The following is a 23,202-nucleotide window of genomic DNA, read 5'->3' as shown; positions in this document are numbered from 1 at the left end:
CGCAAGGCCAGCCCCGGGAGTTGGGCAAACAGGCGCGGCCTGCGTCGAATGCCATCGTTAGGCACTGGATGATTGCGCTCCGTCGGTCAACAGCCCTATGAATGCTTGTGCCATCGGCGAACGCTGGTCCTTGCGCTGGACCAGCCACACCGCCGAAACCGCCGCCGGGTCGAGCAGCGGCCGATAGACCACGCCGTCGATACGCATGCGTTGGTAAGATGCCGGCAGCACCGAGACCCCGAGGCCAGCCGCCACCAGGCCGATGATGGTCATGGCCTCCCCGGCTTCCTGGGCGAAGTGCGGGCTGAAACCGGCGTCGCGGGCCAACGTTAAAAGCTGGGCGTAAAGACCGCTGCCGTAGCTTCGTGGGAAAAATACGAAAGGCTCGTGGGCCAGCGCCGACAAGTACAAGCCTTCGTCGCTGCCCTGGGCGAGCGGATGCTTGGCGCTGAGCACGGCTACCAAGGGTTCGCGGCTGAGCTCGATGGCTACCAGTGAATCCGGTAGCGGCAACGGCCGCATGATGCCCACCTCGATGGTTTCGTCCACCAACGCATCCGAGACCTGGGTGCTGCTCATTTCCCGCAGGTTAAGGTGAACGGCCGGGAAGCGTTGACGGAAGGCGAAGATGGCTTGGGGAATGGTCGAGTTGAACGGTGCCGAGGACGTGAAGCCGATCTTGAGTTCGCCTAACTCCCCCAGTTGCGCACGGCGGGCCACGTCGGCGGCCTTGTCGACCTGGGCCAATACCCGTCGCGCTTCTTCAAGGAACAACCGTCCGGCCTCGCTCAATTCGACCCGACGATTGGTACGCTCGAACAGCCGCGCGCCAATCTCCTGCTCCAGTGCCTGGATCTGCTGGCTCAACGGCGGCTGGGAGATCCCCAGGGCCAGCGCGGCGCGGCCGAAATGCAGTTCTTCGGCAACGGCGATGAAATAACGCAGGTGACGCAGTTCCATGGGCCCCCCAATAGGTCGTTTAACGTCTTAAACAGGTCGAACAATATATTGGATAGAAACATTAGCCGGCTATATGCTTTTTTCATCGCCTGCCTGATCGTGTCCTTGCGAGGTCCACCGTGAAAACTGCTGTCGCTCCACTGGCCCATGAAATCCCGCCGCGTGCGCAGGACGTCGCCGTCGAACTCAAGGACATCTATATCGAGAAAGGCACGCCGTTGTTCATGCGCACGGTGCTGGCGCTTTTCTGCGGTGGCTTTGCGACCTTCGCCCTGTTGTATTGCGTGCAACCGATGATGCCGCTGCTGTCCAAGGAGTTTTCCATAAACGCGGCGCAGAGCAGCCTGGTCTTGTCGGTGGCGACCGGCCTGCTCGCCATCGGCCTGTTGATCACCGGTCCGATTTCCGACCGCATCGGCCGCAAATCGGTGATGGTCACGGCGTTGTTCGCCGCGTCGCTGTGCACGATTGCCAGCGCGATGATGCCGACTTGGGAAGGTGTACTGCTGCTACGCGCCTTCGTCGGGCTGTCGTTGAGCGGGTTGGCGGCGGTGGCGATGACTTACCTGAGCGAGGAAATCCACCCCAAGCACATTGGCTTGGCGATGGGGCTGTACATCGCCGGCAACGCCATCGGCGGCATGTGCGGACGCCTGATCGCCGGGGTCTTGATCGACTTCGTCAGCTGGCACACCGCGATGCTGGTGGTAGGTGGCCTGGCGCTGATTGCGGCGGCGGTGTTCTGGCGGATTCTTCCCGAGTCACGCAACTTCCGTCCCCGTTCCCTGCATCCGCGCAGTCTGTTGGACGGTTTCACCCTGCACTTTCGCGATGCCGGGTTGCCGCTGTTGTTTCTCGAAGCGTTCGTGCTGATGGGCGCATTCGTGACGCTGTTCAACTACATCGGCTATCGCCTGCTGGCCGCGCCTTATCATTTGGATCAGGCCTTCGTCGGGTTGCTGTCGGTGGTGTACCTGTCGGGCATCTACAGCTCGGCAAAAGTCGGCGCACTGGCGGACCAGCTCGGTCGGCGCAAAATGCTCTGGGCGACCATCGCGCTGATGCTCGCGGGCCTCTTGCTGACCATGGCCACGCCGCTGTGGCTGGTGATCCTGGGCATGCTGGTGTTCACCTTCGGTTTCTTCGGCGCCCATTCGGTGGCCAGCAGTTGGATCGGCCGCCGCGCCCTCAAGGCCAAGGGCCAGGCCTCGTCGCTTTATCTGTTCAGCTATTACGCTGGATCCAGCGTTGCAGGGACGGCGGGCGGCGTGGCCTGGCACCTGGGCGGCTGGAACGGGATCGGTTTGTTCATTGGTGGCTTGCTGGTGATTGCGTTGTGGGTGGCGGTGAAGCTGGCGAAATTGCCGTTGTTGCCGGGGAATGTGCAGGTCTAGCCCTCACTTCCACCTCCGGGACAGCGTGGCTACTTTGTGGCGAGGGAGCTTGCTCCCGCTGGGTGGCGCAGCCGCCCCAAAAACAGAGACCGCGGTGCAACAGGTACGCCCTGCAAACCGGTCTACGGCTGCTGCGCAGCCGAGCGGGAGCAAGCTCCCTCGCCACAAAAGCTCATATTCCTGATCAACGTTGTTGTGCGTTCGGTGAGTCATTGACGCAACACCACCCGAGCACTCAGCACACCCTCTTCCACTTCCAGCGTCAGCGATCGCAGCACCGCCCCCTCCCGCTCTTGTTGATCCAACCACTGCAGCAACGCACTCGCATCGCCACTGACAGCGAGTCGCAACGAGTCGCCGTCGGCCTCCATTTCCGCCATGTCCAACCCCGCTGCCGTCGCGCTTGCATTGACGCGCACCGACAAGGGTCGGGTGGCGGCAGTCCTATGCCGGGAGGGTTCGGCGCGCTGGATCCGGGCGTTCAGTTCGGCTTGTTGGCGATGCTGTCGTTCGGCAACCTCCAGTCGTTGCCGGGTCGGTTGCCAAATCGCGGTGTAGGCCAGCGCCACCGACAACAATCCGGCAAGCCCCAGCAACAAGCCTTGCTCTCGGCGCGAGAGGTTTCCCCAGGCCTGTTTCAAGAGCCGCCATCCATCGATGTTCATCAACGGCTCTCCAGTGTGAGGATGGCCTGCACGCGGTTGTTTTGCTTGCTGGCGCTGCCCAGGGTGACGGGCAATCCGTTTTGCTGTCCGCGTTCACGCAGTTGTTCAAGCTCGACAAAACTGTTCGCCGTCAGCTGGATTTTCCAGCCTTCGCCTTCGCGGAAATCGATGCGCTGCACCTCAACGTTGCTGGCACCGATCACCTGCTCGGTCAGCCGGGTCAGACGCGCAACCTGAGTGTCCGGACCTGGCCCACGACGGCTCTGCAATGCCTGGAACTGCGCCGCCAGGTCGACGATCCGTTCCTGCTCCGGATACAACGACCTGAATCGCTGTTCGCTTTGGACGTACAGACGCCGGGTTTCACTTTCAAGAAAGCCTATGCGCGTTTCACTGAAGACCCAGGTGAGCATCAGCGCGCCGAGCGCAGCCACCGAGGTGCCCCGCCACGGCAGCGGTTGGCGGCGCCGACGGAACTCGCCCTGCAACAGGTCAATGGGATGTCCGCCCGTGCTCAACAGCCACTCATCGATGCCTTGGCGATCACGCTCCTCGTCCAGCCAGTGCATCTCCTCAGGCAAGCCAGGCTTGAGCGTTGCCAAGCCTTTTACTGACAACGACATCCGCGCCGAAAGCCCTCCACCCAACAGCCAGCGCCCGAACCAGCGCACCCCAAACGCCTGGTCATCGGCAATCAGATCAGCATCGACATGCACCGCACGGGTATCGATGCCTTGTTCGGCGAGCAGCGCCAACAGCGCCTGGAACCGGCCCCGCGCCGTCACCATCAGCGGATAGCGGTGCTGACGGTCCCGCGGGCCGATGCTGATGTGCAGCGCCTCCAGGTTTTCACTCAGTTGCTCTTCGATGGCGAATGCGAGGGCCTGGGGCCGGGGCTGGCGTCGAGACGGCCACGGATCGCTGCGCAACCAACTGCACATTTCCATTGGCAACAGCACATCGACGGGCCGGCCGTTCAACTCGCCGGCCGCCTCGTGCAACGGCAGGCGACGACGCTCGCCGGTTGGCGACCACACGCAGCATGGCCAGTTGGCGCAAGGCGCGTCCAGGCCTTCAGCGGTCAGGTAAAGCCAGGCTTTCATCAAGGAAACTCGCTGGGGCTGAAGGGTAAGAAACGACGCTGACGAACCGTCCAGCGCCCACTGACAGAATCGCGCTCGATATCCGAGGCCAGGCGCAGACGGCTGTCGCCATGGATCACGCTCACCGTGATTCGAATCCAGCGGCTGCCCACGCCCAACCCATGGCTGTTGAGGCCGACTCCGGACAGCAACGGGTCGTTGGTAAACGCCTGCACGCTGGCGTATGGCGCGTGACGACGCTGGTTGACCAATGCCTGGGTGGGCCCGGCTTTCATCCCATCGAGGGTCATCAGCACACGCTGCGAGGCGGTATTGATGTTCAGCCGCGCGTCCTTGGGCAGCAACACCACCCAGGGTTCCAGGCGCTGCAGCGTCTGGCCGTCGACGCCTGGCAGCAGACGCAGTTGACTCAACTCCTGCACCGGCCCGACCTGGGGCAACGTCAGTGGCGGCAGATCCAGCAAGGCCAGCAGGCGACTCCAGCGACCGAAGCTGACCTGATCGATTTGCCCCAGGGCCAGCAGCGTGTTGAGATTCAGGCGCCCGGACAAATCCTCGATAGCGATGCGCAGCTCGGCGCCGTCCACCTCCAACACGGGCTCGAGCCGAGCCCAATCCTGGCTCAGGTCAACGGGCCCGGACGAGGTGATCCCGCTGCCTTCCAACACCACCCGCGCCCAGTCTTCCCCCGCCAATCCCAATTGCCGCAACTGGACCTGTTGCAGTTGCTGCGCGCTGCTGTGCAACAACAGGCGATGACTGCGCAACAGGCTACCGACCAGCAGCAAGGCCAGGCTCAGCACCAGCAGCACGCTGATCAGCGCCACGCCGCGTTGGCGCCTCATGGCAGCGCCTCTGGCAACAGCAACACTCGACGGATCTGCTCGAAACGCCCCGCCGACACGATCAATTCCAGCGCCAGCGGCGCGCTGCCCCTCGCGGTTTCGCGGTGCCAGCCCTGCTGGCGGTCGAACACCCGCCAGCTCAGGCTGTGGACGTCGTCGAGCAATTTCTGCCGCTGCGCAAGCGTCGTGCCTTCACCGACTGTCTCGCGCCATAACGCGCCGCCCTGGAGCTGATAGCTCACCGCTTGCCGTTCGCTGCGCGGCTGGTCCAACGGGTTGCGCCAATGGCTGCGCTGCAAGCGCAAGTGCCCCGGCGCGAGCACGACCGAGTCGACAACCGCCTGCCACACATCCCGTTCGATCACGCCGACAGCGCGCTGCAAGGCCCGGATGTCGCGCTCATGCTGACCGGCTCCCTGTTGGGTCCGCACGACGCCATCGAACAACCGCCAACTGGCCAGGCCGAGCAAGGCAAAAATGCCGATGGCGATAACCAGCTCCAACAAGGTGAAACCCGACTGCTTATTCATGATGGCTTCGGATCCACCCGATGGTGCGGTACGCGACGGTCGCGCTGTCGCCGCGGCGAACCTGGATCTCGACCTGCAACAGCCGCCCATCACGAGCCGGGGCGATCCGCTGTTGCAAGACCCAATCGCGGCGATCAAGGTGCCGGCTCAGTCGCTGTTGTCCGGGCGGTGTGACGGCTTGCAGGCGCAGTTCGCTCAACTGATTGTCCGCCAGCCAGGCGCCGAACAGACGGTCCTCCAGGCCAGCGCTTTGCTTGAGCACGAACTGGCTGGCCGAAAGCACGGCCGCCGCCAGCGTCGCGAAAATCGCCAGGGCGATCATGACTTCCAACAGCGTGAACCCCCGGCAATCGGCGGCCTGCCCGCGCGCATTACTCATCGATCAGCAGCTCCGCCAGGCCATCGCTCGAGACCCGGGCAATCGCCTGCCCCGCGACTTTGATCAGCAGCCTGAACGGGCTGATCTCGTCACTGCTGAGCATCAGCAATTGCGGCGGGCCTTGAACGTCGTCGAGGCGCAGGACATGACCCTCCTGCTCCAGCCCGAGCGTCAGGCCCTCGGGCAATCGATGCAACGCCGATACCGCCGTCCAGTCCTGGGCTTGGAGTCGCAACGCCTGATAACCGCCAGGCTGCACACGCACACCGTATTCCTGCCCGTCCAACACCGCCCGCTCGCGCAATTGCTGCACCACCGCGACGAAGTCCCGGGCCTGCTGCCGGGCTTCACGCGCCGGGCTCGGTCCCGTGGCGAAGCGGACCATGCCCGCCAGGACGCCGATCAAGACGATGACGACCATCAGCTCCAGCAAGGTGAAACCCCGGCAACGATGCTGCATGTTCACTCGGCCCAATTGCCGATGTCGGCCGCCATCCCTTCACCGCCCAGTACGCCATCGGCGCCCAGGGAGTAGAGGTCATAGCTGCCATCGACAGATTTGTGCCCAGGGTTGAGGTACTGGTAGGGCGTGCCCCAGGGGTCGATCGGCAGGCTTTTCAGATATCCCTGGGGGTTCCAGTTCCTGGCTACGGGCGTGCCGGACGGGCGTTTGCTCAAGGCCTCCAGGCCTTGTTGGGTCGAGGGGTACTGGAGGTTGTCGAGACGGTACATTTCCAGGGCCGTGGCGATCGCCTGGAGATCGGTGCGGGCGGCCGTGACCTTGGCTTGGTCGGGTCGGCTCATGAACTGCGGCACCACGATGGCGCCCAGCACGCCAATGATGACCACCACCACCATGATTTCGATCAGGGTGAAGCCGCGTTGTGGATAACGTGCGGATCGGTTGCTTTGGAGTTTCATCGTTCAATTCACCAATTGGTTGAGACTCAGGATCGGTAGGAGGATGGCCATGACGATCAGCAGCACGACGCCGCCCATCAACACCAACATGGCCGGCTCGAATAGGCTCACCACCAGCGCGATACGCGCCGCGAGGCTGGCCTCCTGTTGTTCGGCGGCCCGGGCGAGCATGTTGTCGAGTTCGCCGGCCCGTTCACCGCTGGCGATCATGTGCAGCATCAACGGCGGAATATCGCCGCCCTGCTCCAGGCCATGCGTAAGCGTTCCGCCTTCGCGGACCGAACGGGCGACGTCGGCCATGCGGGCGCGGATCGTCAGGTTGCCGATCACCTGCGCGGCGATGTGCAAGGCATCCACCAACGGCACCGCGCTTTTGCTCAGGATCGCCAAGGTGCTGGCAAATCGCGCCGCCTCCATCGCCCGCAGCACTTCGCTCAACACCGGCAGCCGCAACAGCAAACGATGCCAGCGCAGGCGCCACGCCGGCTGGCGCAGGCTCCAGCGCCACAGCCCGAACAGCCCGGCCAGCGCACCGAGCATCAACAGGCCATAGCGGCGCAAGCCATCGCTCACGGCGATCAGCGCCTGGGTCAGCCAAGGCAACGGCTGGCCGCTGTCGATGAAAATCTTCACCACGTCCGGCACCACGTAGCCCAGCAGGAAGCCAACAATCGCGACACAGGCCAACATAAGGATCAGTGGATACACCAACGCCAGTTGAATGCGCTGGCGCGATGCCTGCCGCGCTTGGGTGTAGCTCGCCAACTGCTCCAACACTTGCCCCAGGTGCCCGGATTGCTCGCCCGCCGCGACCGTGGCGCAGAACAGCTCGGGGAGCGCCCGGGGAAAGGCCCTCAGGGCCGTCGCCAATGCGTGGCCTTCCATCACCCGGCTGCGCACCGCCGCCAGCAGGTGGGCGACGCAGCGCTTCTGGCTCTGTTGCGCCACCGCTCCCAGGGATTCTTCGAGGGGCAGGCCGGCCTGGATCAAGGTGGACAACTGCAACGTCAGCAATGCCAGATCTGCCGGGCTCAAACGCGCTCCGGCATGCCGCCCGCCCAAGGTTCGCGGTTCCTTGGCTTCAGCCAGTTCGCTGGGCAGCAAGCCGCGCTCGCGCAGCAACTGGCGAGCATGGCGCGGGCTGTCGGCTTCCACACGGCCCTTGCAGCGGCGGCCCTGGGCGTCTTCGGCCCGATAGTCGAAGGTCGGCATGGTGCTAATCCTCCTGGGTGATGCGCAGCAGCTCGTCGACGCTGGTCAGGCCTTTCAGCACCCGCTGGCGACCGTCCTGGAACAGGCTGCGGGAGGTCTTGCGCGCCTCGGCGGCCAGCGCCTGCTCGGTGGCGCCCTCGTGGATCAGTTGCGACAGGACGGCGCTGACATTCACCAGCTCATAGATCCCGAAGCGCCCGCGATAGCCTTTCTGGCATTGCTCGCAGCCCTGGGCCTTGAACAACCGGGGCGCGGCAGTGGCGTCGAGGCCCAGGCGCCGGCAGGTGGCGGCGTCAGCCACGTACGGCGTCTTGCAGGACGGGCACAGACGACGCAGTAAGCGCTGGGCGACGATGCCAGCCAGGGACGACGCCAGCAGATAGGCATCCACGCCCATGTCCACCAGCCGCGTGACCGCGCCGACGGCGGTGTTGGTGTGCAGGGTCGAGAGCACCAAGTGCCCGGTCAGCGACGCCTGGACGGCGATTTCGGCGGTCTCGCGGTCGCGTATTTCACCGACCATCACCACGTCCGGGTCCTGGCGCAAAATGGCCCGCAAACCGCGGGCGAAGGTCATGTCGACTTTCGGGTTGACCGGCATCTGGCCGATGCCCGGCAGGTGATATTCGATGGGGTCTTCGACGGTGAGAATGTTGCGGCTCTGGTCATTGATGCTGCTCAGCGCCGCGTACAGGCTGGTGGTCTTCCCCGAGCCCGTGGGCCCGGTGACCAACACGATGCCGTGGGGCTTGCCGAGCAACTGGCGCAGACTCGCCAGGGTGTCGTCGGGCAGGCCCAGGCGCTGCAGCTCCAGGCGCCCGGCCTGCTTGTCGAGCAGGCGCAACACCACCCGCTCGCCATGGGCCGAAGGCAGGGTCGAGACCCGCACATCAACCTCGTGCCCGGCCAGGCGCAAGGCCATTCGCCCATCCTGGGGCACGCGTTTTTCGGCGATGTCCAGGCGCGCCATGACCTTGATCCGCGACACCAGCAGGCTCGCCAGTTCCCGGCGCGGCCGGAGCATTTCCTGCAACTGACCGTCGATGCGCATGCGCACCGACAGGTACTGTTCGAACGTTTCCAGGTGCACGTCCGAGGCGTGCTCGCGGACGGCCTCGCTGAGCAAGGCATTGATCAGCCGGATGATCGGCGCATCGCCCTGCTGCTCCAGCAGGTCGGTGGTCTGCGGCATCTGGTCGGCCAGGCTGAGCAGGTCCAGTTCCTCGTCCAGGCCCTGGGCGACCTGTTCGGCGGCGCTCTGGCCCTGGCGATAGACGCTGGCCAGGCGCGCAGCGAACTGTGCCGGTTCCAGTATCTGGATCGGCAAGTCCCGCCCACACAGACGCCGCACTTCGGCCACGGCGGTGAGCGGTGTATCGCGGCGCATGACCAGGCTCAACGTCGGCCCCGCGCCTTCCAGCATCACGCCCAGGCGCCTGGCGAAACCAAAGGGCAATGGGGCTCGCGGGTCAGTCACAGGGCACCCGAGCGCTGTTGCGGATCGATCGCCAGTGCATCGGTCGATGACTCGAACAGCTGGTGGGCATCCCGAGGCAGCAGCAGCGAATTGTTTTTTCGCGAGCCGGGTTTGCTCAGCTCCCGGAGCGCGTCGTAGCGCTGGCGACTGACCTCGGCCAGGTCTGCGTTGCTGCGCACGATGGTCGGGCGCAGGAACACCATCAGGTTGCTCTTGGTCTGGGTGTCGCGGTTCCAGCGAAACAACGCACCCAAATACGGAATGCTGCGCAACAGCGGCACACCGCTTTGCTGGGTGCGGACACTGTCGCGGATCAGGCCGCCGATCACGATGATCTCGCCATCGTCCGCCAGGATCGTGCTCTTCAAGGCGCGCTTGTTGGTGATCAGGTCGGAGGAGTCCACGCCGGAAACAGACGGCGCGATGTCCGAAACCTCCTGCTCCACTTCCAGGCGCAAGGTCGAGCCTTCGTTGATGTAGGGCTTGACCTTGAGGCTGATGCCGACGTCCTTGCGCTCCACGGTGGTGAACGGGTTGTCCGCGCCGTTGCCACTGGTGGCGTAGGAGCCCGTCTTGAACGGGACATTCTGGCCCACGATGATTTCCGCTTCCTGGTTATCCAGGGTCAGCAGGCTGGGGGTGGACAGCAGGTTGCTGTGAGTGTTGCTCGCCAGCGCCGAGATCAGCGCACTGAAGCGGTCGCCGCCCAGCCGCAGGATCGCACCTTCCGGTCCTTTATCCAGCTCACTGAGGTTCAGGTTGCCGATGATCGGGATGTCGGTACCCGGAAAGTTGATAAACCCGGTCGCGCTGCCTCTGTCGAGGCCCCACTGCACGCCCAAGGCTTCGGTAATGTCCCCGGAAACCTCCACGATGGCTGCGTGGATAAGCACTTGGGCCCGAGGTTGATCCAGTTCACGGACGATGTTTTCGATGATACGAATCTGGGCCGGGTCGGCGATCAGCACCAGGGCATTCTGGCTTTCATCGGCCTTGATCATGAACGGGCGGGTGGCGGCAATGTCTCGCTGGCCAGCGAGTGCCGGTGTGGTTTTTTTATCCTGCCCGACGCCTTCCAGCACGTCGGCCAATTGCTTGGCATCGCTGTGGCGCAGGCGGATGACCCGGGCGTTGTCCTGGGATGCCGCAGCCGGGACATCCAGGCTCCGGGCCAGGTCGACCAGGCGCTGGCGCACCGTCGGCGGGCCGATGATCACCAGTCGATTGCTGCGGGCATCAGCGATCACCACGCCCGCCATGTCACCCTCGCGCTTGCCGACGGAGGCTTCCATCAGCGGCGCGATGTCCCCGGCCTGGGCATGCCGCAACCGCACCGCCACATGATTGCGGTTGCGCCCTGAGTCCAACTGCCGAACCACGTCGGCGAGGCGCTGGACATTGGCAGCGGTGTCGGTGACCACCAGGGCGTTGGACGATACCGAAGGGCCGACGTAACCATTGGCCGACACCAAGGGCCGGATCAACCCGGCGACGTCGGCGGCGATGCTTGATTGCAGGTCCAGGACCCGGGTGACGAACTGCGACGGCGTGGCGCTTTTTGCATCCGCGATTGCGGCGCGCGTCTTCGCATCGCTGACCGGCATGATCAGGATGCGCTCGCCCTCGTCGATCACCGTGAAGTTATGCGCATCGAGGACCGAATAGAACAACCGACGCACGCCTTCGCGGTCCAGCGCCTCGCGGGACATGACGGTAATGCGTCCTGAGACTCTGGGATCGAGCACCACGGTCTTGCCGAGGATCGCTGAGAACTCCTCGACCACGTCGCGCAGTTCCGCGTTGTTCATCGCCAATTGCCAATGAGTCTCTTCGGCTTGCAGTGCACTGGCGAACGCCAATGGACAGGACACGGCAAGACAGAACAGGACGCGCGATACACGATCCCGGATAAAGCTATTCATGATTCGATCACTCTGATTGCCCCGCCACCGGGCGTAGGTATTGCGAGGAATGCAGCGCAGCATGGCGCCCGTCTTCGAGGCCCAACCGACGCAGCAAGGGCTTGGCCGCTGGTTGCAGGGCCAACCGCTCTTCCCGGCCATTGCGCCACAACGTCACATGGCTGGCCTCGACCCGGCGCAGCACGCTGCCACCGGGCAAGCGCTCTCCGACCTGGTACACACGCGGGCCGGCGGCGTCCGCCAGCAAGGCCCGGGACAATCCCTGGTCGGCAACAAAACTGGCTTGTAAGGTAATGGGCTCGGCGCTCGGCGCCTGGGCACCTTCAGGCGCCAGGCCGAGCACGGTCGCCACCGCTTGCACGTTGGGCAAGTCACGGGCCGGCGCCACCGGCGAGTCGGCGATTACCGGCACGTTACGGTCCAATGCCTGGCGAAAACGCCACTCTTGCCCCGCCAGGAATACGCCGTAGAGCAGCGGCACCAGCACCAGTGCCAACTTCGGCAAACGGTTGCCGGCCCACAAAGACAGGCTCACCTTTGCGCTCGCTGGAACGTGCCCGCAGGCTTGGCGAAGAACATTCGCCGCACCACCCTGCGTCCGGAAAGCTCATGCCAGAGCACGGCGCACAGATGCAGCGCGACCAGCAGCGAAAGCGTCGTCAGCGACACGTTGAGTGACCCGACCCAATGCTCGATCGAAGCCGAGACCGGGTTGAACGCCACATAAAAACCGGACACCAACGCCCATAAAATAATGGCCGCCGACAACCAGTGCAGCAGCACCCGCCGCCTGGAGTAATGGATAGACATCACTGCGTCCTCATGTGAAAGCCCCAGGCAACCCGTACGGATCGGCTGGGGCCATGCTTGTCAGGACTTACAGCTTGTCCCAGGCGCTCTGCCAGGACGCACCGACACCAGGCTCAAAGCCGTTCGATGTCGGGGAGTACTGTTTGCAGTAGCCGGAATATGGGAATGGCTTGCATTCGAAGACTTCGTCAGTCTTGGGCTGCAGCACTTTCGTACCGACGGTGTAGTCGCTGATGCCTTCAGGGAACACGAAGTCGTATTCGATACCCGCGCCTTCACCGGTCAGAGTGACCGACTTGGTACCCTGGCGAGTAGTACGCCCGTCTTCGGTGGTACCCACCAGCGTCAGGGTATGAACCCCCGGGGCGCTGCGCACGTCCAGGCTCAGCCCGGTGCTGCCTTCACCCACCTTGCTCACGACACCCACTTGCTTGTTCTTCTCATCGAACAATGTGGCTTCGAGGTTCATCCGGCGGTTTGTCTGCGCGGTGAACGCCATGCTGACCCGACCCTTGTCGAGTACGTACTCCGGCTGCAGGGAGGAAATCCCCATGCTGGCGCCGGCGTCTTCCTGCATTTCCAGTTGCACTTCATAGCGGGTCACACCGCTTTCTTTCTGGGCATAGAGGCTGTTGGTGCCCTTGATCGGCGTGATATTGCCGTCTTCGTCACGAATGCCGGCACGAATGAGTGGATAGGCACTGTTAAGGGCCTCGGCCAATTTGAACGACCAGTTTTCAGCCTTGCCTTCCTCAGCGTTGTCGATGCTGATCTCCAGGCTGTACTCGGCATTTTCGCCGGTGGCGGAAAATGCCCGGGCCTTGACCTTGTCACCCACCAGGAGTTGGGTCGATGGCGCAATACTGCCCACCGGCGACCAGCCACCCGGCAACGCGGCTTCGGCGAGGATGTTCACATCCACCGGGTTGTAGAAGGCGGCATCGGTATCACCCACTGTCCAGACACCCAGGATGACGTGATGACCCGATTTACTGTCCGGAATGACGCAGTTGTGCGGGGCTCCGCTCACCGGGAGTTGATTACCGCCATCCACCGTACAGAACGGCGTGCTATCGAACGAGGCACGCTTGAGCGCTTCGTTCGGGCTCCAACCGTCGCGGGTAATGAAGTATTCATGCTTGGTCGCCGGATGCACCGCGCTATAGCGCCATTGGAAGGCAATGTTGCGGTCCTTGATTTCGGTCAGGTGCCAGCGCGAAGACGATTGCGCATCGAGTGCAGAAAAGTTGGCCTTGCCGCCGCTGGCGATTTTACCGTCGATAGGGCCCTGCAACGGCCCGCCGCCTGCACCATTCGGGAAACCCTTGAAGGTTTCGCCGGTACTCTGCGGTTCGTATTGCGCCCCGCCACAGTTCAGATTGACACCTTGCTGGCACAACAGTGCACGGGAAGGCGGTACTTCGACGAAACCATGGGCCAGTACACTTTGCGATGCAGCCATGGCCGACAACAGAACTAATGAAGACGCACACCCCGTTAATACATTGCCCTTGTTGAAGTTATTTTTCATATAAATCCCAGACTAGTCATCAAAATGAAAGACGTGTCACCGCCTGCTCGAAAGGCGCGCCAGACGGCTCAGCGCCCGCCCTTACAAGTGCCCGGAACCTTATAGAAACTTGAGGATTCTCTATGTAGGATAAATCTCTCAACATAGAAGGAATGATCTCTGATTCGATTTCCCCTACATAATTAGAGAAACATCTTACGAACAAAAATCCCCAACAAACAAAAGCAAACAAATACACCAAAAATAATCGACTGGTTATAGGTCCAACGGTTAACCGCGGACAAAAAAAAGCCTGTCCGGCGCGGGGCCGGACAGGCTGGGTGACGGGAAATCAAACGTGGTATTGCGCCGACAACTCATGCACCGCCCGCAGGAAAGCACCGGCGTGTTCCGGGTCGACTTCCGGGGTGATGCCGTGGCCGAGGTTGAACACATGGCCGCTGCCACTGCCGTAGCTGGCCAGGATCCGCCCGACTTCAGCGCGGATCGCTTCAGGCTTGGCGTAGAGCACGGTCGGGTCCATGTTGCCTTGCAGCGCAACCTTATGGCCAACGCGCTCACGAGCGTTGCCGATGTCGCAGGTCCAGTCCAGGCCCAGGGCGTCGGCGCCGCTATCGGCGATGCTTTCCAGCCACAGGCCACCGTTCTTGGTGAACAGGATCACTGGGACTTTGCGGCCTTCGTGCTCGCGGATCAGGCCGCTGACGATCTTGCGCATGTAGGCCAAGGAGAACTCCTGGTACGCCGCCGCCGACAGGTTGCCGCCCCAGGTATCGAAAATCTGCACCGCTTGCGCACCGGCCATGATCTGGCCGTTGAGGTAGGACGTGACCGACTGCGCCAGCTTGTCCAGCAACAAGTGCATGGCTTGCGGGTTGTCGTAGAGCATCGCCTTGGTCTTGCGGAAGTCCTTCGACGAGCCGCCTTCGACCATGTAGGTCGCGAGGGTCCACGGGCTGCCGGAGAAGCCGATCAGCGGCACACGGCCGTTGAGTTCACGGCGAATGGTGCTGACCGCATCCATGACATAGCCCAGGTCCTTCTGCGGATCGGGAATCGGCAGGGCTTCGATGTCGGCCAGGGTGCTGACGACTTTCTTGAAGCGCGGGCCTTCGCCGGTCTCGAAGTACAGGCCTTGGCCCATGGCATCGGGAATGGTGAGGATGTCGGAGAACAGGATCGCCGCGTCCAGTTGCGGGTAACGGTCCAGTGGCTGCATCGTGACCTCGCAGGCGAACTGCGGGTTCATGCACAGGCTCATGAAGTCGCCCGCCTTGGCGCGGCTGGCGCGGTATTCCGGCAGATAGCGACCGGCCTGGCGCATCATCCACACCGGGGTGACGTCTACGGGTTGCTTGAGCAGGGCGCGAAGGAAACGGTCGTTCTTCAGGGCAGTCATGTCGGCATCCGGAAAAAAAGTGCGGGCATTTTCTCAGAGCGCGACGCAAAAGGCACGGCAAGAGCCGTGCCTTTTATCTATCGGGGCAATTTGTCGCGGTGCCACGCAGTCTCCTAACACCACAAAACAACTGTGGGAGCGAGCTTGCTCGCGATAGCGGCTTGTCAGCCAATACATCTGGCGACTGATCTACCGCTATCGCGAGCAAGCTCGCTCCCACAGGGTTGGGTGTCGTTCGGTCAAACTTGCAGGTAATCCAGGATCCCTTCCGCCGCATTGCGGCCTTCGAAGATCGCCGTCACCACCAGGTCGGAACCCCGGACCATGTCGCCACCGGCGAAGATCTTCGGGTTGCTGGTCTGGTGTTTGTACTGGCCCTGTTCCGGAGCCACGACACGGCCTTGGCTGTCGGTCTGGATGCTGAACTGCTCGAACCACGGCGCCGGGCTTGGGCGGAAGCCGAAAGCGATGACCACGGCGTCGGCCGGGATGATCTCTTCGGAGCCCGGGATCGGCTCGGGGCTACGGCGACCACGGGCGTCCGGCTCGCCGAGACGGGTCTCGACCACCTTCACGCCTTCGACCTTGTCTTCACCGACAATGGCGATCGGCTGGCGGTTGTAGAGGAACTTCACGCCTTCTTCCTTGGCGTTCTTCACCTCTTTGCGCGAGCCGGGCATGTTCGCTTCGTCACGACGATAGGCACAGGTCACCGACTTGGCGCCCTGGCGAATCGACGTGCGATTGCAGTCCATTGCCGTGTCGCCACCGCCGAGCACCACGACCTTCTTGCCCTTCATGTCGACGAAATCTTCCGGCGACTTTTCGAAGCCCAGGTTGCGGTTGACGTTGGCGATCAGGAAGTCCAGCGCGTCGTAGACGCCCGGCAGGTCCTCACCGGCAAAGCCGCCCTTCATGTAGGTGTAGGTGCCCATGCCCATGAAGACCGCATCGTATTCTTCGAGCAGTTGCTCCATGGTCACGTCCTTGCCCACCTCGGTGTTCAGGCGGAACTCGATGCCCATGCCGGTGAAGACTTCGCGGCGATTGCTCAGCACGGTCTTTTCCAGCTTGAACTCGGGAATGCCGAAGGTCAGCAGACCGCCGATTTCCGGGTTCTTGTCGAACACCACCGGGGTCACGCCACCGCGTACCAGTACGTCGGCACAGCCCAGGCCCGCCGGGCCCGCGCCGATGATCGCCACGCGCTTGCCAGTCGGCTTGACCTTGGACATGTCCGGGCGCCAGCCCATGGCGAACGCGGTGTCGGTGATGTATTTCTCCACCGAACCGATGGTCACCGCGCCAAAACCGTCGTTGAGGGTGCAAGCACCTTCACATAGACGATCCTGGGGGCATACCCGGCCGCAGACTTCCGGCAGGGTGTTGGTCTGGTGGGACAATTCGGCGGCCTGGAGGATGTTGCCCTCGGCCACCAGTTTCAACCAGTTGGGAATGAAGTTGTGCACCGGGCACTTCCATTCGCAGTACGGGTTACCGCAACCCAGGCAGCGGTGAGCCTGGTCGGCCGACTGCTGGGGTTTGAAAGGCTCGTAGATTTCCACGAACTCTTTCTTGCGTTGACGCAACAGTTTCTTCTTCGGATCCTTGCGCCCGACATCGATGAACTGGAAGTCGTTATTCAGACGTTCAGCCATTGTTAAAACCTCATCAAACTCTTCAGGCGCATATCACTGCGGGTTGGCACGAGTGCTGGAAAGCAACGACTTCAGGTTGGCAGCCTTGGGCTTGACCAGCCAGAAACGGCGCAAGTAGTCATCGAGGTTCTCGGCGAGCTCACGACCCCACTCGCTGTCGGTTTCCGCGACGTACTCGTTCAGCACGTTTTGCAGATGGCTGCGGTAGGCCTCCATCGCCTCGCCGCTGATCCGCTGGATTTCCACCAGTTCGTGGTTGACCCGGTCAACAAAGGTGTTGTCCTGGTCAAGCACGTAGGCGAAACCGCCGGTCATGCCAGAGCCGAAGTTATAACCGGTCTTGCCCAGCACGCAGACAAAACCACCGGTCATGTACTCGCAGCAGTGATCGCCGGTGCCTTCCACCACGGTGTGGGCGCCGGAGTTACGCACGGCAAAACGCTCGCCCGCGGTGCCGGCGGCGAACAGCTTGCCGCCCGTGGCACCGTAGAGGCAGGTGTTGCCGATGATGGCACTGTCCTGGGTCTTGTAGACGCTGCCCTTGGGCGGAACGATAACCAGCTTGCCGCCGGTCATGCCCTTGCCCACGTAGTCGTTGGCATCGCCTTCCAGGTACATGTTCAGGCCACCGGCGTTCCAGACGCCGAAGCTCTGGCCCGCGGTGCCCTTGAAGCGGAAGGTCACCGGTGCCTTGGCCATGCCCTGGTTGCCGTGCTTGCGCGCGATTTCGCCGGAGATCCGCGCACCGATGGAACGGTCGCAGTTGCAGATGTCCAGTTCGAACTCGGCACCGCTCAGGTCGTTGATCGCCGCAGCGGCCATGTCGACCATTTTCTCGGCCAGCTCACCCTTGTCGAATGGCGGGTTGCGATCAACCTGGCAGAACTGAGGCTTGTCTGCCGGAATCAGATCGCTGCCCAGCAAAGGGGTCAGGTCCAGGTGCTGTTGCTTGGCGGTCTGCCCCTCGATGATGTCCAGCAGATCGGTACGGCCGATCAGCTCTTCAAGGGAGCGCACGCCCAGCTTCGCCAACCACTCGCGGGTTTCCTCGGCCACGTAGGTGAAGAAATTCACCACCATGTCGACGGTGCCGATGTAGTGGTCCTTGCGCAGCTTGTCGTTCTGGGTCGCCACGCCGGTGGCGCAGTTGTTCAGGTGGCAGATGCGCAGGTATTTGCAGCCCAGGGCGATCATCGGCGCGGTGCCGAAGCCGAAGCTCTCGGCGCCGAGGATGGCGGCCTTGATCACGTCCAGGCCAGTCTTCAGGCCACCGTCGGTCTGCACCCGGACCTTGCCGCGCAAGTCGTTGCCGCGCAGGGTCTGGTGGGTTTCGGCCAGGCCCAATTCCCACGGCGCACCGGCGTACTTGATCGAGGTCAGCGGTGATGCACCGGTGCCGCCGTCGTAGCCGGAGATGGTGATCAGGTCGGCATAGGCCTTGGCCACGCCTGCGGCGATGGTACCAACGCCCGCTTCCGCCACCAGTTTCACCGAGACCAGCGCCTTGGGGTTCACCTGCTTGAGGTCGAAGATCAGTTGCGACAAGTCTTCGATCGAGTAGATGTCGTGGTGCGGTGGTGGCGAGATCAGGGTCACGCCGGGAACCGCATAGCGCAGCTTGGCAATCAGGCCGTTGACCTTGCCACCGGGCAGTTGGCCGCCTTCGCCGGGCTTGGCACCCTGGGCGACCTTGATCTGCAGCACTTCAGCGTTGACCAGGTATTCCGGAGTCACACCGAAGCGGCCGGTGGCCACCTGCTTGATTTTCGAACTCTTGATGGTGCCGTAGCGCGCCGGGTCTTCGCCGCCTTCACCGGAGTTGGAACGCGCACCGAGGCGGTTCATGGCTTCGGCCAGGGCTTCGTGGGCTTCCGGGGACAACGCACCGAGGGAAATACCGGCCGAATCGAAGCGCTTGAGCACCGATTCCAGCGGCTCCACTTCACTGATATCCAGCGGCGTGTCGAGGGTCTTGACCTTGAGCAGATCGCGGATCATCGACACCGGACGGTTGTCCACCAGCGAGGTGTATTCCTTGAACTTGCTGTAGTCGCCCTGTTGCACGGCGGCTTGCAAGGTGTTGACCACATCCGGGTTGTAGGCGTGGTATTCGCCACCGTGAACGAACTTCAGCAGGCCGCCTTGCTGGATCGGCTTGCGCGGGCTCCAGGCTTCGGCGGCCAGGGCTTTCTGTTCGGCTTCGATGTCGACGAAGCGCGCGCCCTTGATACGGCTCGGCACGCCACGGAAGCTCAGCTCGCAGACTTCCTCGGACAGGCCGATGGCCTCGAACAGTTGCGCGCCACGGTACGAGGCGATGGTCGAGATCCCCATTTTCGACAGGATCTTGAGCAAGCCCTTGGTGATGCCCTTGCGGTAGTTCTTGAACACCTCGTAGAGGTCGCCCAGCACTTCACCGGTGCGGATCAGGTCGCCCAGCACTTCGTAGGCCAGGAACGGGTAGACCGCCGAAGCGCCGAAGCCAATCAGCACCGCGAAGTGATGCGGATCACGTGCGGTAGCCGTTTCCACCAGGATGTTGGAATCGCAGCGCAGGCCTTTTTCGGTCAGGCGATGGTGCACCGCACCCGTGGCCAGCGAGGCGTGGATCGGCAGTTTGCCCGGGGCGATGTGACGGTCGGTCAGCACGATCTGGGTACGCCCGGCGCGCGCCGCTTCTTCAGCCTGGTCCGCGACGTTGCGGATCGCCGCTTCGAGGCCGATGTTCTCGTCGTAGTTCAGATCGATGACCTGACGCTCGAAGCCGGGACGGTCAAGGTTGGTCAGCGAGCGCCACTTGGCCGGGGAAATGACCGGCGAACTGAGGATCACCCGCGAGGCGTGTTCCGGCGACTCTTGGAAAATGTTGCGCTCGGCACCGAGGCAGATTTCCAGGGACATCACGATCGCCTCACGCAGCGGGTCGATCGGTGGGTTGGTCACCTGGGCGAACTGCTGGCGGAAATAGTCGTACGGTGTGCGCACGCGTTGCGACAACACGGCCATCGGCGTGTCGTCGCCCATGGAGCCGACCGCTTCGTAGCCCTGCTCGCCCAACGGACGCAGCACCTGGTCACGCTCTTCGAACGTCACCTGGTACATCTTCATGTACTGCTTGAGCTGGTCGACGTCATAGAAAGCCGAACCGTGGTCGTTGTCTTCCATGGTCGCCTGGATGCGCAGGGCGTTCTTGCGCAGCCATTGCTTGTACGGATGACGGGACTTGAGGCGGTTGTCGATGGCATCAGTGTCGAGGATCTGGCCGGTCTCGGTGTCCACGGCAAAGATCTGGCCCGGACCTACGCGGCCCTTGGCGATGACGTCCTGGGGCTGGTAGTTCCAGACGCCGATTTCCGAGGCCAGGGTGATGAACCCGTTGGTGGTGGTGACCCAGCGCGCCGGACGCAGACCGTTACGGTCGAGCAGGCAGACGGCGTAGCGACCGTCGGTCATGACGATACCGGCCGGGCCGTCCCACGGCTCCATGTGCATGGAGTTGTATTCGTAGAAGGCGCGCAGGTCCGGGTCCATGGTCTCGACGTTCTGCCAGGCTGGCGGCACGAGCATGCGCACGCCACGGAACAGATCGATGCCACCGGTCACCATCAGCTCGAGCATGTTGTCCATGCTCGAGGAGTCCGAACCCACGCGGTTGACCAGCGGGCCGAGCTCTTCGAGGTCCGGCATCAGGTCGTTGGCGAACTTGGTGCGACGGGCCACGGCCCAGTTGCGGTTGCCGGTGATGGTGTTGATCTCGCCGTTGTGGGCGAGGAAGCGGAACGGCTGGGCCAGCGGCCATTTCGGCAGGGTGTTGGTGGAGAAGCGCTGGTGGAACACGCAGATCGCGGTTTTCAGGCGCTCATCGCTGAGGTCTGGATAGAAGGCGGTGAGGTCCGCCGGCATCATCAGGCCTTTATAAATGATGGTCTTGTGGGAAAAGCTGCAGATGTAGTGATCGGTGTCGGCGGCATTGGCCACGGACGAACGACGACGGGAGCTGAACAGTTTGATCGACATGTCCTGGTCGCTCAGGCCTTCGCCCGCGATGAACACCTGCTCAATCTGCGGCAGGCGCTCGAGCGCCAAGCGGCCGAGGACGCTGGTGTCGATCGGCACTTTGCGCCAGCCAACCAGTTGCAGGCCGGCGGCCAGGATCTCGCGATTCATGTTTTCGCGAGCCGTCTCGGCCTTCACCGGGTCCTGGTTGAAGAACACCATGCCCACGGCGTACTGCTTGGGCAGGGTTACCCCAAACGTTTCCTGGGCTACGGCACGCAGGAACTCGTCGGGTTTTTGAATCAGCAAGCCACAACCGTCACCGGTCTTGCCGTCGGCGTTGATCCCACCGCGGTGGGTCATGCAGGTCAGGGCCTCAATGGCCGTTTGCAAAAGGGTATGACTGGGCTCGCCCTGCATATGGGCTATCAGGCCAAAACCGCAGTTATCCTTGAATTCATCTGGTTGGTACAGACCTGCTTTCATAGACACTTTCTCACCAGGCTGCCTCTTATCGAGACAAATTTCTTTTCAATTCAACCAGTTGCATGCCGCGCCGAACGTACGCCAGCTTTGCGGGGGCAAAAGGGAGGTCATTGTACACACCGACACAGGGGCTCACAAATTTGACGACGAACTGTCGCAAATCCATGTCGCATTTGTGAAAGGTTTAAAGCTATATGCTGTGCTAGTCAAAACTTTTTTGGGTTCGACCGCTACGACTCAAACGCTACTGTGACGCAGACACCACAAGGCGCGCGGCCTGAAAGGCCGCCCGCCCTTGCGGAAATTTTGAGGTTGCCGGGAGAGGCGGCCTGGGTAAGGCCGCCGAATCATCAGCGAGTTGCTGCCAGTTCCTGTTGGACGCTGGCGACAGTGCGAGGCCAAGGTTTACCAGCCTGAACCTTCGCTGGCAAGGCCTTGATGGCGGAAACGGCTGCATCACGGTTGGCAAAGCTGCCGTAGGTGATGACATAGAGCGGCTTGCCATTGAGCACTTTCTTGAAATAACGGTACTCGCCGCCCTGCTCCTTGACGAAGTTCTGCGCCGCGGTTTCGGAGCTTGTGCCGAGGATCTGCACCACGTAGTTGCCCGGTGCCTGGCCGGCGTACCAACTACCGCCCGCGGCCTTGGCCGGGGCAGCGGCAGGCTTGGCCGCAGGCGCTGGAACCGGTGCAGGCTTGGCGGTGGCGACCTGAGTGGGCGCTGGGGTCGGCTTGGCGGCTGGAGTCGGTGCAGGCGTCGTCGGCGCAGGACCGGCCGGTACGCCCGCAGGCGGCGCGGTGGTGGTCACGGTAGGTGGCACGTCGCTGGTGTCTTCGACCGGAGGCGGCGCACCGTCGTCACCCTCGGTGATTCCACCTGCGGCTTCCGCGAGGGGCCCGCGCATGACCGGTTGCGAGTTGCCGACCAGCGGCAGCGGCATCGGCTGGGTATTGCCGGCGAATTCCACCGCCGGTGCACCGCCGTTGGGTTGCGGTGTACCTTGGCCAAGGGGCAGTTGCGCCTGTTTGTTGGCAGGTGCGCCGGTGGTTGGCGCCTTGCTGCGACCCGGCATCAGCCAGGCGGCGGCAACCGCAACCACGACGACGGCGGAAATTGCCAATACGTGTTTCTTCGGCATGTTGAACCCCATACTTGGACGCTTCACCGCTGAGCGGCTGGCAATCATGACTTCGATGAGAGCATCGCGGGCAACCTGGTTGATGTTGCCAGGCCAACCGTCGGAGCTTTCGTGAATCTCAGAGATCTGATCGGCAGTGAAAAGTTCGATGCCCCGCCCCGCACCTTCAAGACGCTGGGCCAGGTATTCACGCGTTTCTTCCTCGGTGTAGGGCGCCAGTTCGATGACGTGGAAGCGCTCTTCCTCGAGGTTCAACTGGTCCAGGTCGGCGATCAGCGACGACTCGCCGAACAGGAACACATGAGGGCGACCCTCCGGCGCACCGGCCGCCAGGGCCAGCAGGGCTTCGAGGGCCGACTCGTCGAGTTGCTCGGCATCGTCCACCAGCAGATAGACTTCCTGCCCGGTCAGCGCCAGTTGCACGATCTGATCGAGAATGGCACCGACTTCAGCCTGGGCGACGTTCAGCGCCTGGGCCACCTGGCGCAACACGCCGGCGGCATCGCCAGCGCCACGGGCCGATACCACCACGCTTTGCACCGACTGTTTGTTGGTGCTGGCCACCAGGGCCTGGCGCAACAAGGTCTTGCCGCTGCCCTGGGGACCGGTGACCACCAGGAGCAACTGGCTGTAGCGCGCCAGGTGATGCAACTGGCCCAGCACCGGCTTGCGCTGGGCGGGGAAGAACTTGAAGCCCGGGACCCGTGGGGCAAAAGGGTCATGACTCAATTGGAAATGGCCGAGGAAAGCCTCGTCGGCATGCAAACTAGTCATC

The 23,202-nt window shown here is 62.9% G+C and carries 19 protein-coding genes; 1 reads left to right on the top strand and 18 read right to left on the bottom strand.

The window, feature by feature from the left end:
- Positions 1–57: 57 nt before the first annotated feature.
- Positions 58–960: a LysR family transcriptional regulator gene (locus ACLH0I_RS03280; RefSeq protein ID WP_411386286.1), complete on the bottom strand. Its 903-nt coding sequence runs from the start codon at positions 958–960 to the stop codon at positions 58–60.
- 140 nt (positions 961–1,100) lie between these two features.
- Between ACLH0I_RS03280 and ACLH0I_RS03275 the strand changes: the two genes are divergently transcribed.
- On the top strand, positions 1,101–2,354 hold the full coding sequence (locus ACLH0I_RS03275; RefSeq protein ID WP_411387454.1) for an MFS transporter: 1,254 nt from the start codon (positions 1,101–1,103) through the stop codon (positions 2,352–2,354).
- A gap of 209 nt (positions 2,355–2,563) precedes the next feature.
- On the opposite strand, the gene gspM is transcribed toward ACLH0I_RS03275, so the two are convergent.
- The 17 genes from gspM to ACLH0I_RS03190 all read right to left on the bottom strand — a co-directional run bounded on the left by gspM (position 2,564) and on the right by ACLH0I_RS03190 (position 23,201).
- Positions 2,564–3,019, bottom strand: a complete 456-nt coding sequence (gspM, locus tag ACLH0I_RS03270) for a type II secretion system protein GspM (RefSeq protein WP_411386285.1) — start codon at positions 3,017–3,019, stop codon at positions 2,564–2,566.
- Positions 3,019–4,122 (bottom strand): type II secretion system protein GspL, encoded by a 1,104-nt coding sequence (gene gspL / locus ACLH0I_RS03265; protein ID WP_411386284.1) that lies wholly within the window; start codon positions 4,120–4,122, stop codon positions 3,019–3,021. Before gspL ends, gspM begins: the two co-directional genes overlap by 1 nt.
- The gene (locus ACLH0I_RS03260) at positions 4,122–4,967 is read right to left on the bottom strand and encodes a type II secretion system protein GspK (RefSeq protein ID WP_411386283.1); all 846 of its coding nucleotides are present in this window, start codon (positions 4,965–4,967) and stop codon (positions 4,122–4,124) included. Before ACLH0I_RS03260 ends, gspL begins: the two co-directional genes overlap by 1 nt.
- Positions 4,964–5,497 (bottom strand): type II secretion system protein GspJ, encoded by a 534-nt coding sequence (locus ACLH0I_RS03255; protein WP_250962283.1) that lies wholly within the window; start codon positions 5,495–5,497, stop codon positions 4,964–4,966. The genes ACLH0I_RS03260 and ACLH0I_RS03255 overlap by 4 nt, the downstream gene beginning before the upstream one ends.
- Entirely contained in the window at positions 5,490–5,876 is a 387-nt protein-coding gene (gspI, locus tag ACLH0I_RS03250; protein WP_250962284.1) for a type II secretion system minor pseudopilin GspI, read from the bottom strand. Before gspI ends, ACLH0I_RS03255 begins: the two co-directional genes overlap by 8 nt.
- Entirely contained in the window at positions 5,869–6,336 is a 468-nt protein-coding gene (gene gspH / locus ACLH0I_RS03245; RefSeq protein ID WP_411386282.1) for a type II secretion system minor pseudopilin GspH, read from the bottom strand. Before gspH ends, gspI begins: the two co-directional genes overlap by 8 nt.
- 2 nt (positions 6,337–6,338) lie before the next feature.
- Positions 6,339–6,797, bottom strand: coding sequence for a type II secretion system major pseudopilin GspG (gene gspG, locus ACLH0I_RS03240; protein ID WP_411386281.1), 459 nt, complete (start codon positions 6,795–6,797; stop codon positions 6,339–6,341).
- A 3-nt stretch (positions 6,798–6,800) separates the two neighbouring features.
- Complete coding sequence (gspF, locus tag ACLH0I_RS03235; protein WP_411386280.1) at positions 6,801–8,009, bottom strand: type II secretion system inner membrane protein GspF; 1,209 nt, start codon at positions 8,007–8,009, stop codon at positions 6,801–6,803.
- Positions 8,010–8,013: 4 nt separating this feature from the next.
- Entirely contained in the window at positions 8,014–9,486 is a 1,473-nt protein-coding gene (gene gspE / locus ACLH0I_RS03230) for a type II secretion system ATPase GspE (RefSeq protein WP_411386279.1), read from the bottom strand.
- Complete coding sequence (gspD, locus tag ACLH0I_RS03225; protein WP_411386278.1) at positions 9,483–11,408, bottom strand: type II secretion system secretin GspD; 1,926 nt, start codon at positions 11,406–11,408, stop codon at positions 9,483–9,485. Before gspD ends, gspE begins: the two co-directional genes overlap by 4 nt.
- Before the next feature lie 7 nt (positions 11,409–11,415).
- The gene (locus tag ACLH0I_RS03220; RefSeq protein WP_411386277.1) at positions 11,416–11,943 is read right to left on the bottom strand and encodes a type II secretion system protein N; all 528 of its coding nucleotides are present in this window, start codon (positions 11,941–11,943) and stop codon (positions 11,416–11,418) included.
- Complete coding sequence (locus ACLH0I_RS03215) at positions 11,940–12,218, bottom strand: hypothetical protein (protein WP_411386276.1); 279 nt, start codon at positions 12,216–12,218, stop codon at positions 11,940–11,942. The genes ACLH0I_RS03220 and ACLH0I_RS03215 overlap by 4 nt, the downstream gene beginning before the upstream one ends.
- 67 nt (positions 12,219–12,285) lie before the next feature.
- Positions 12,286–13,749 (bottom strand): N-acetylglucosamine-binding protein GbpA, encoded by a 1,464-nt coding sequence (gene gbpA, locus ACLH0I_RS03210; RefSeq protein ID WP_411386275.1) that lies wholly within the window; start codon positions 13,747–13,749, stop codon positions 12,286–12,288.
- A gap of 331 nt (positions 13,750–14,080) precedes the next feature.
- Complete coding sequence (hemE, locus tag ACLH0I_RS03205) at positions 14,081–15,148, bottom strand: uroporphyrinogen decarboxylase (RefSeq protein ID WP_411386274.1); 1,068 nt, start codon at positions 15,146–15,148, stop codon at positions 14,081–14,083.
- A gap of 239 nt (positions 15,149–15,387) precedes the next feature.
- Positions 15,388–16,806 carry an FAD-dependent oxidoreductase gene (locus ACLH0I_RS03200; protein ID WP_003196992.1) on the bottom strand — a complete coding sequence of 473 codons (1,419 nt, stop codon included), beginning with the start codon at positions 16,804–16,806 and terminating at the stop codon, positions 15,388–15,390.
- A gap of 33 nt (positions 16,807–16,839) precedes the next feature.
- Positions 16,840–21,288 (bottom strand): glutamate synthase large subunit, encoded by a 4,449-nt coding sequence (gene gltB, locus ACLH0I_RS03195; protein ID WP_411386273.1) that lies wholly within the window; start codon positions 21,286–21,288, stop codon positions 16,840–16,842.
- Between the two features lie 350 nt (positions 21,289–21,638).
- Positions 21,639–23,201 (bottom strand): AAA family ATPase, encoded by a 1,563-nt coding sequence (locus ACLH0I_RS03190; RefSeq protein ID WP_411386272.1) that lies wholly within the window; start codon positions 23,199–23,201, stop codon positions 21,639–21,641.
- Position 23,202: the final 1 nt, after the last annotated feature.

This window comes from Pseudomonas sp. MPB03, assembly GCF_046605385.1.
Classification (GTDB): Bacteria; Pseudomonadota; Gammaproteobacteria; order Pseudomonadales; family Pseudomonadaceae; genus Aquipseudomonas; species Aquipseudomonas zanjanensis.
This window is presented reverse-complemented; position numbering and strand designations above follow the sequence as displayed.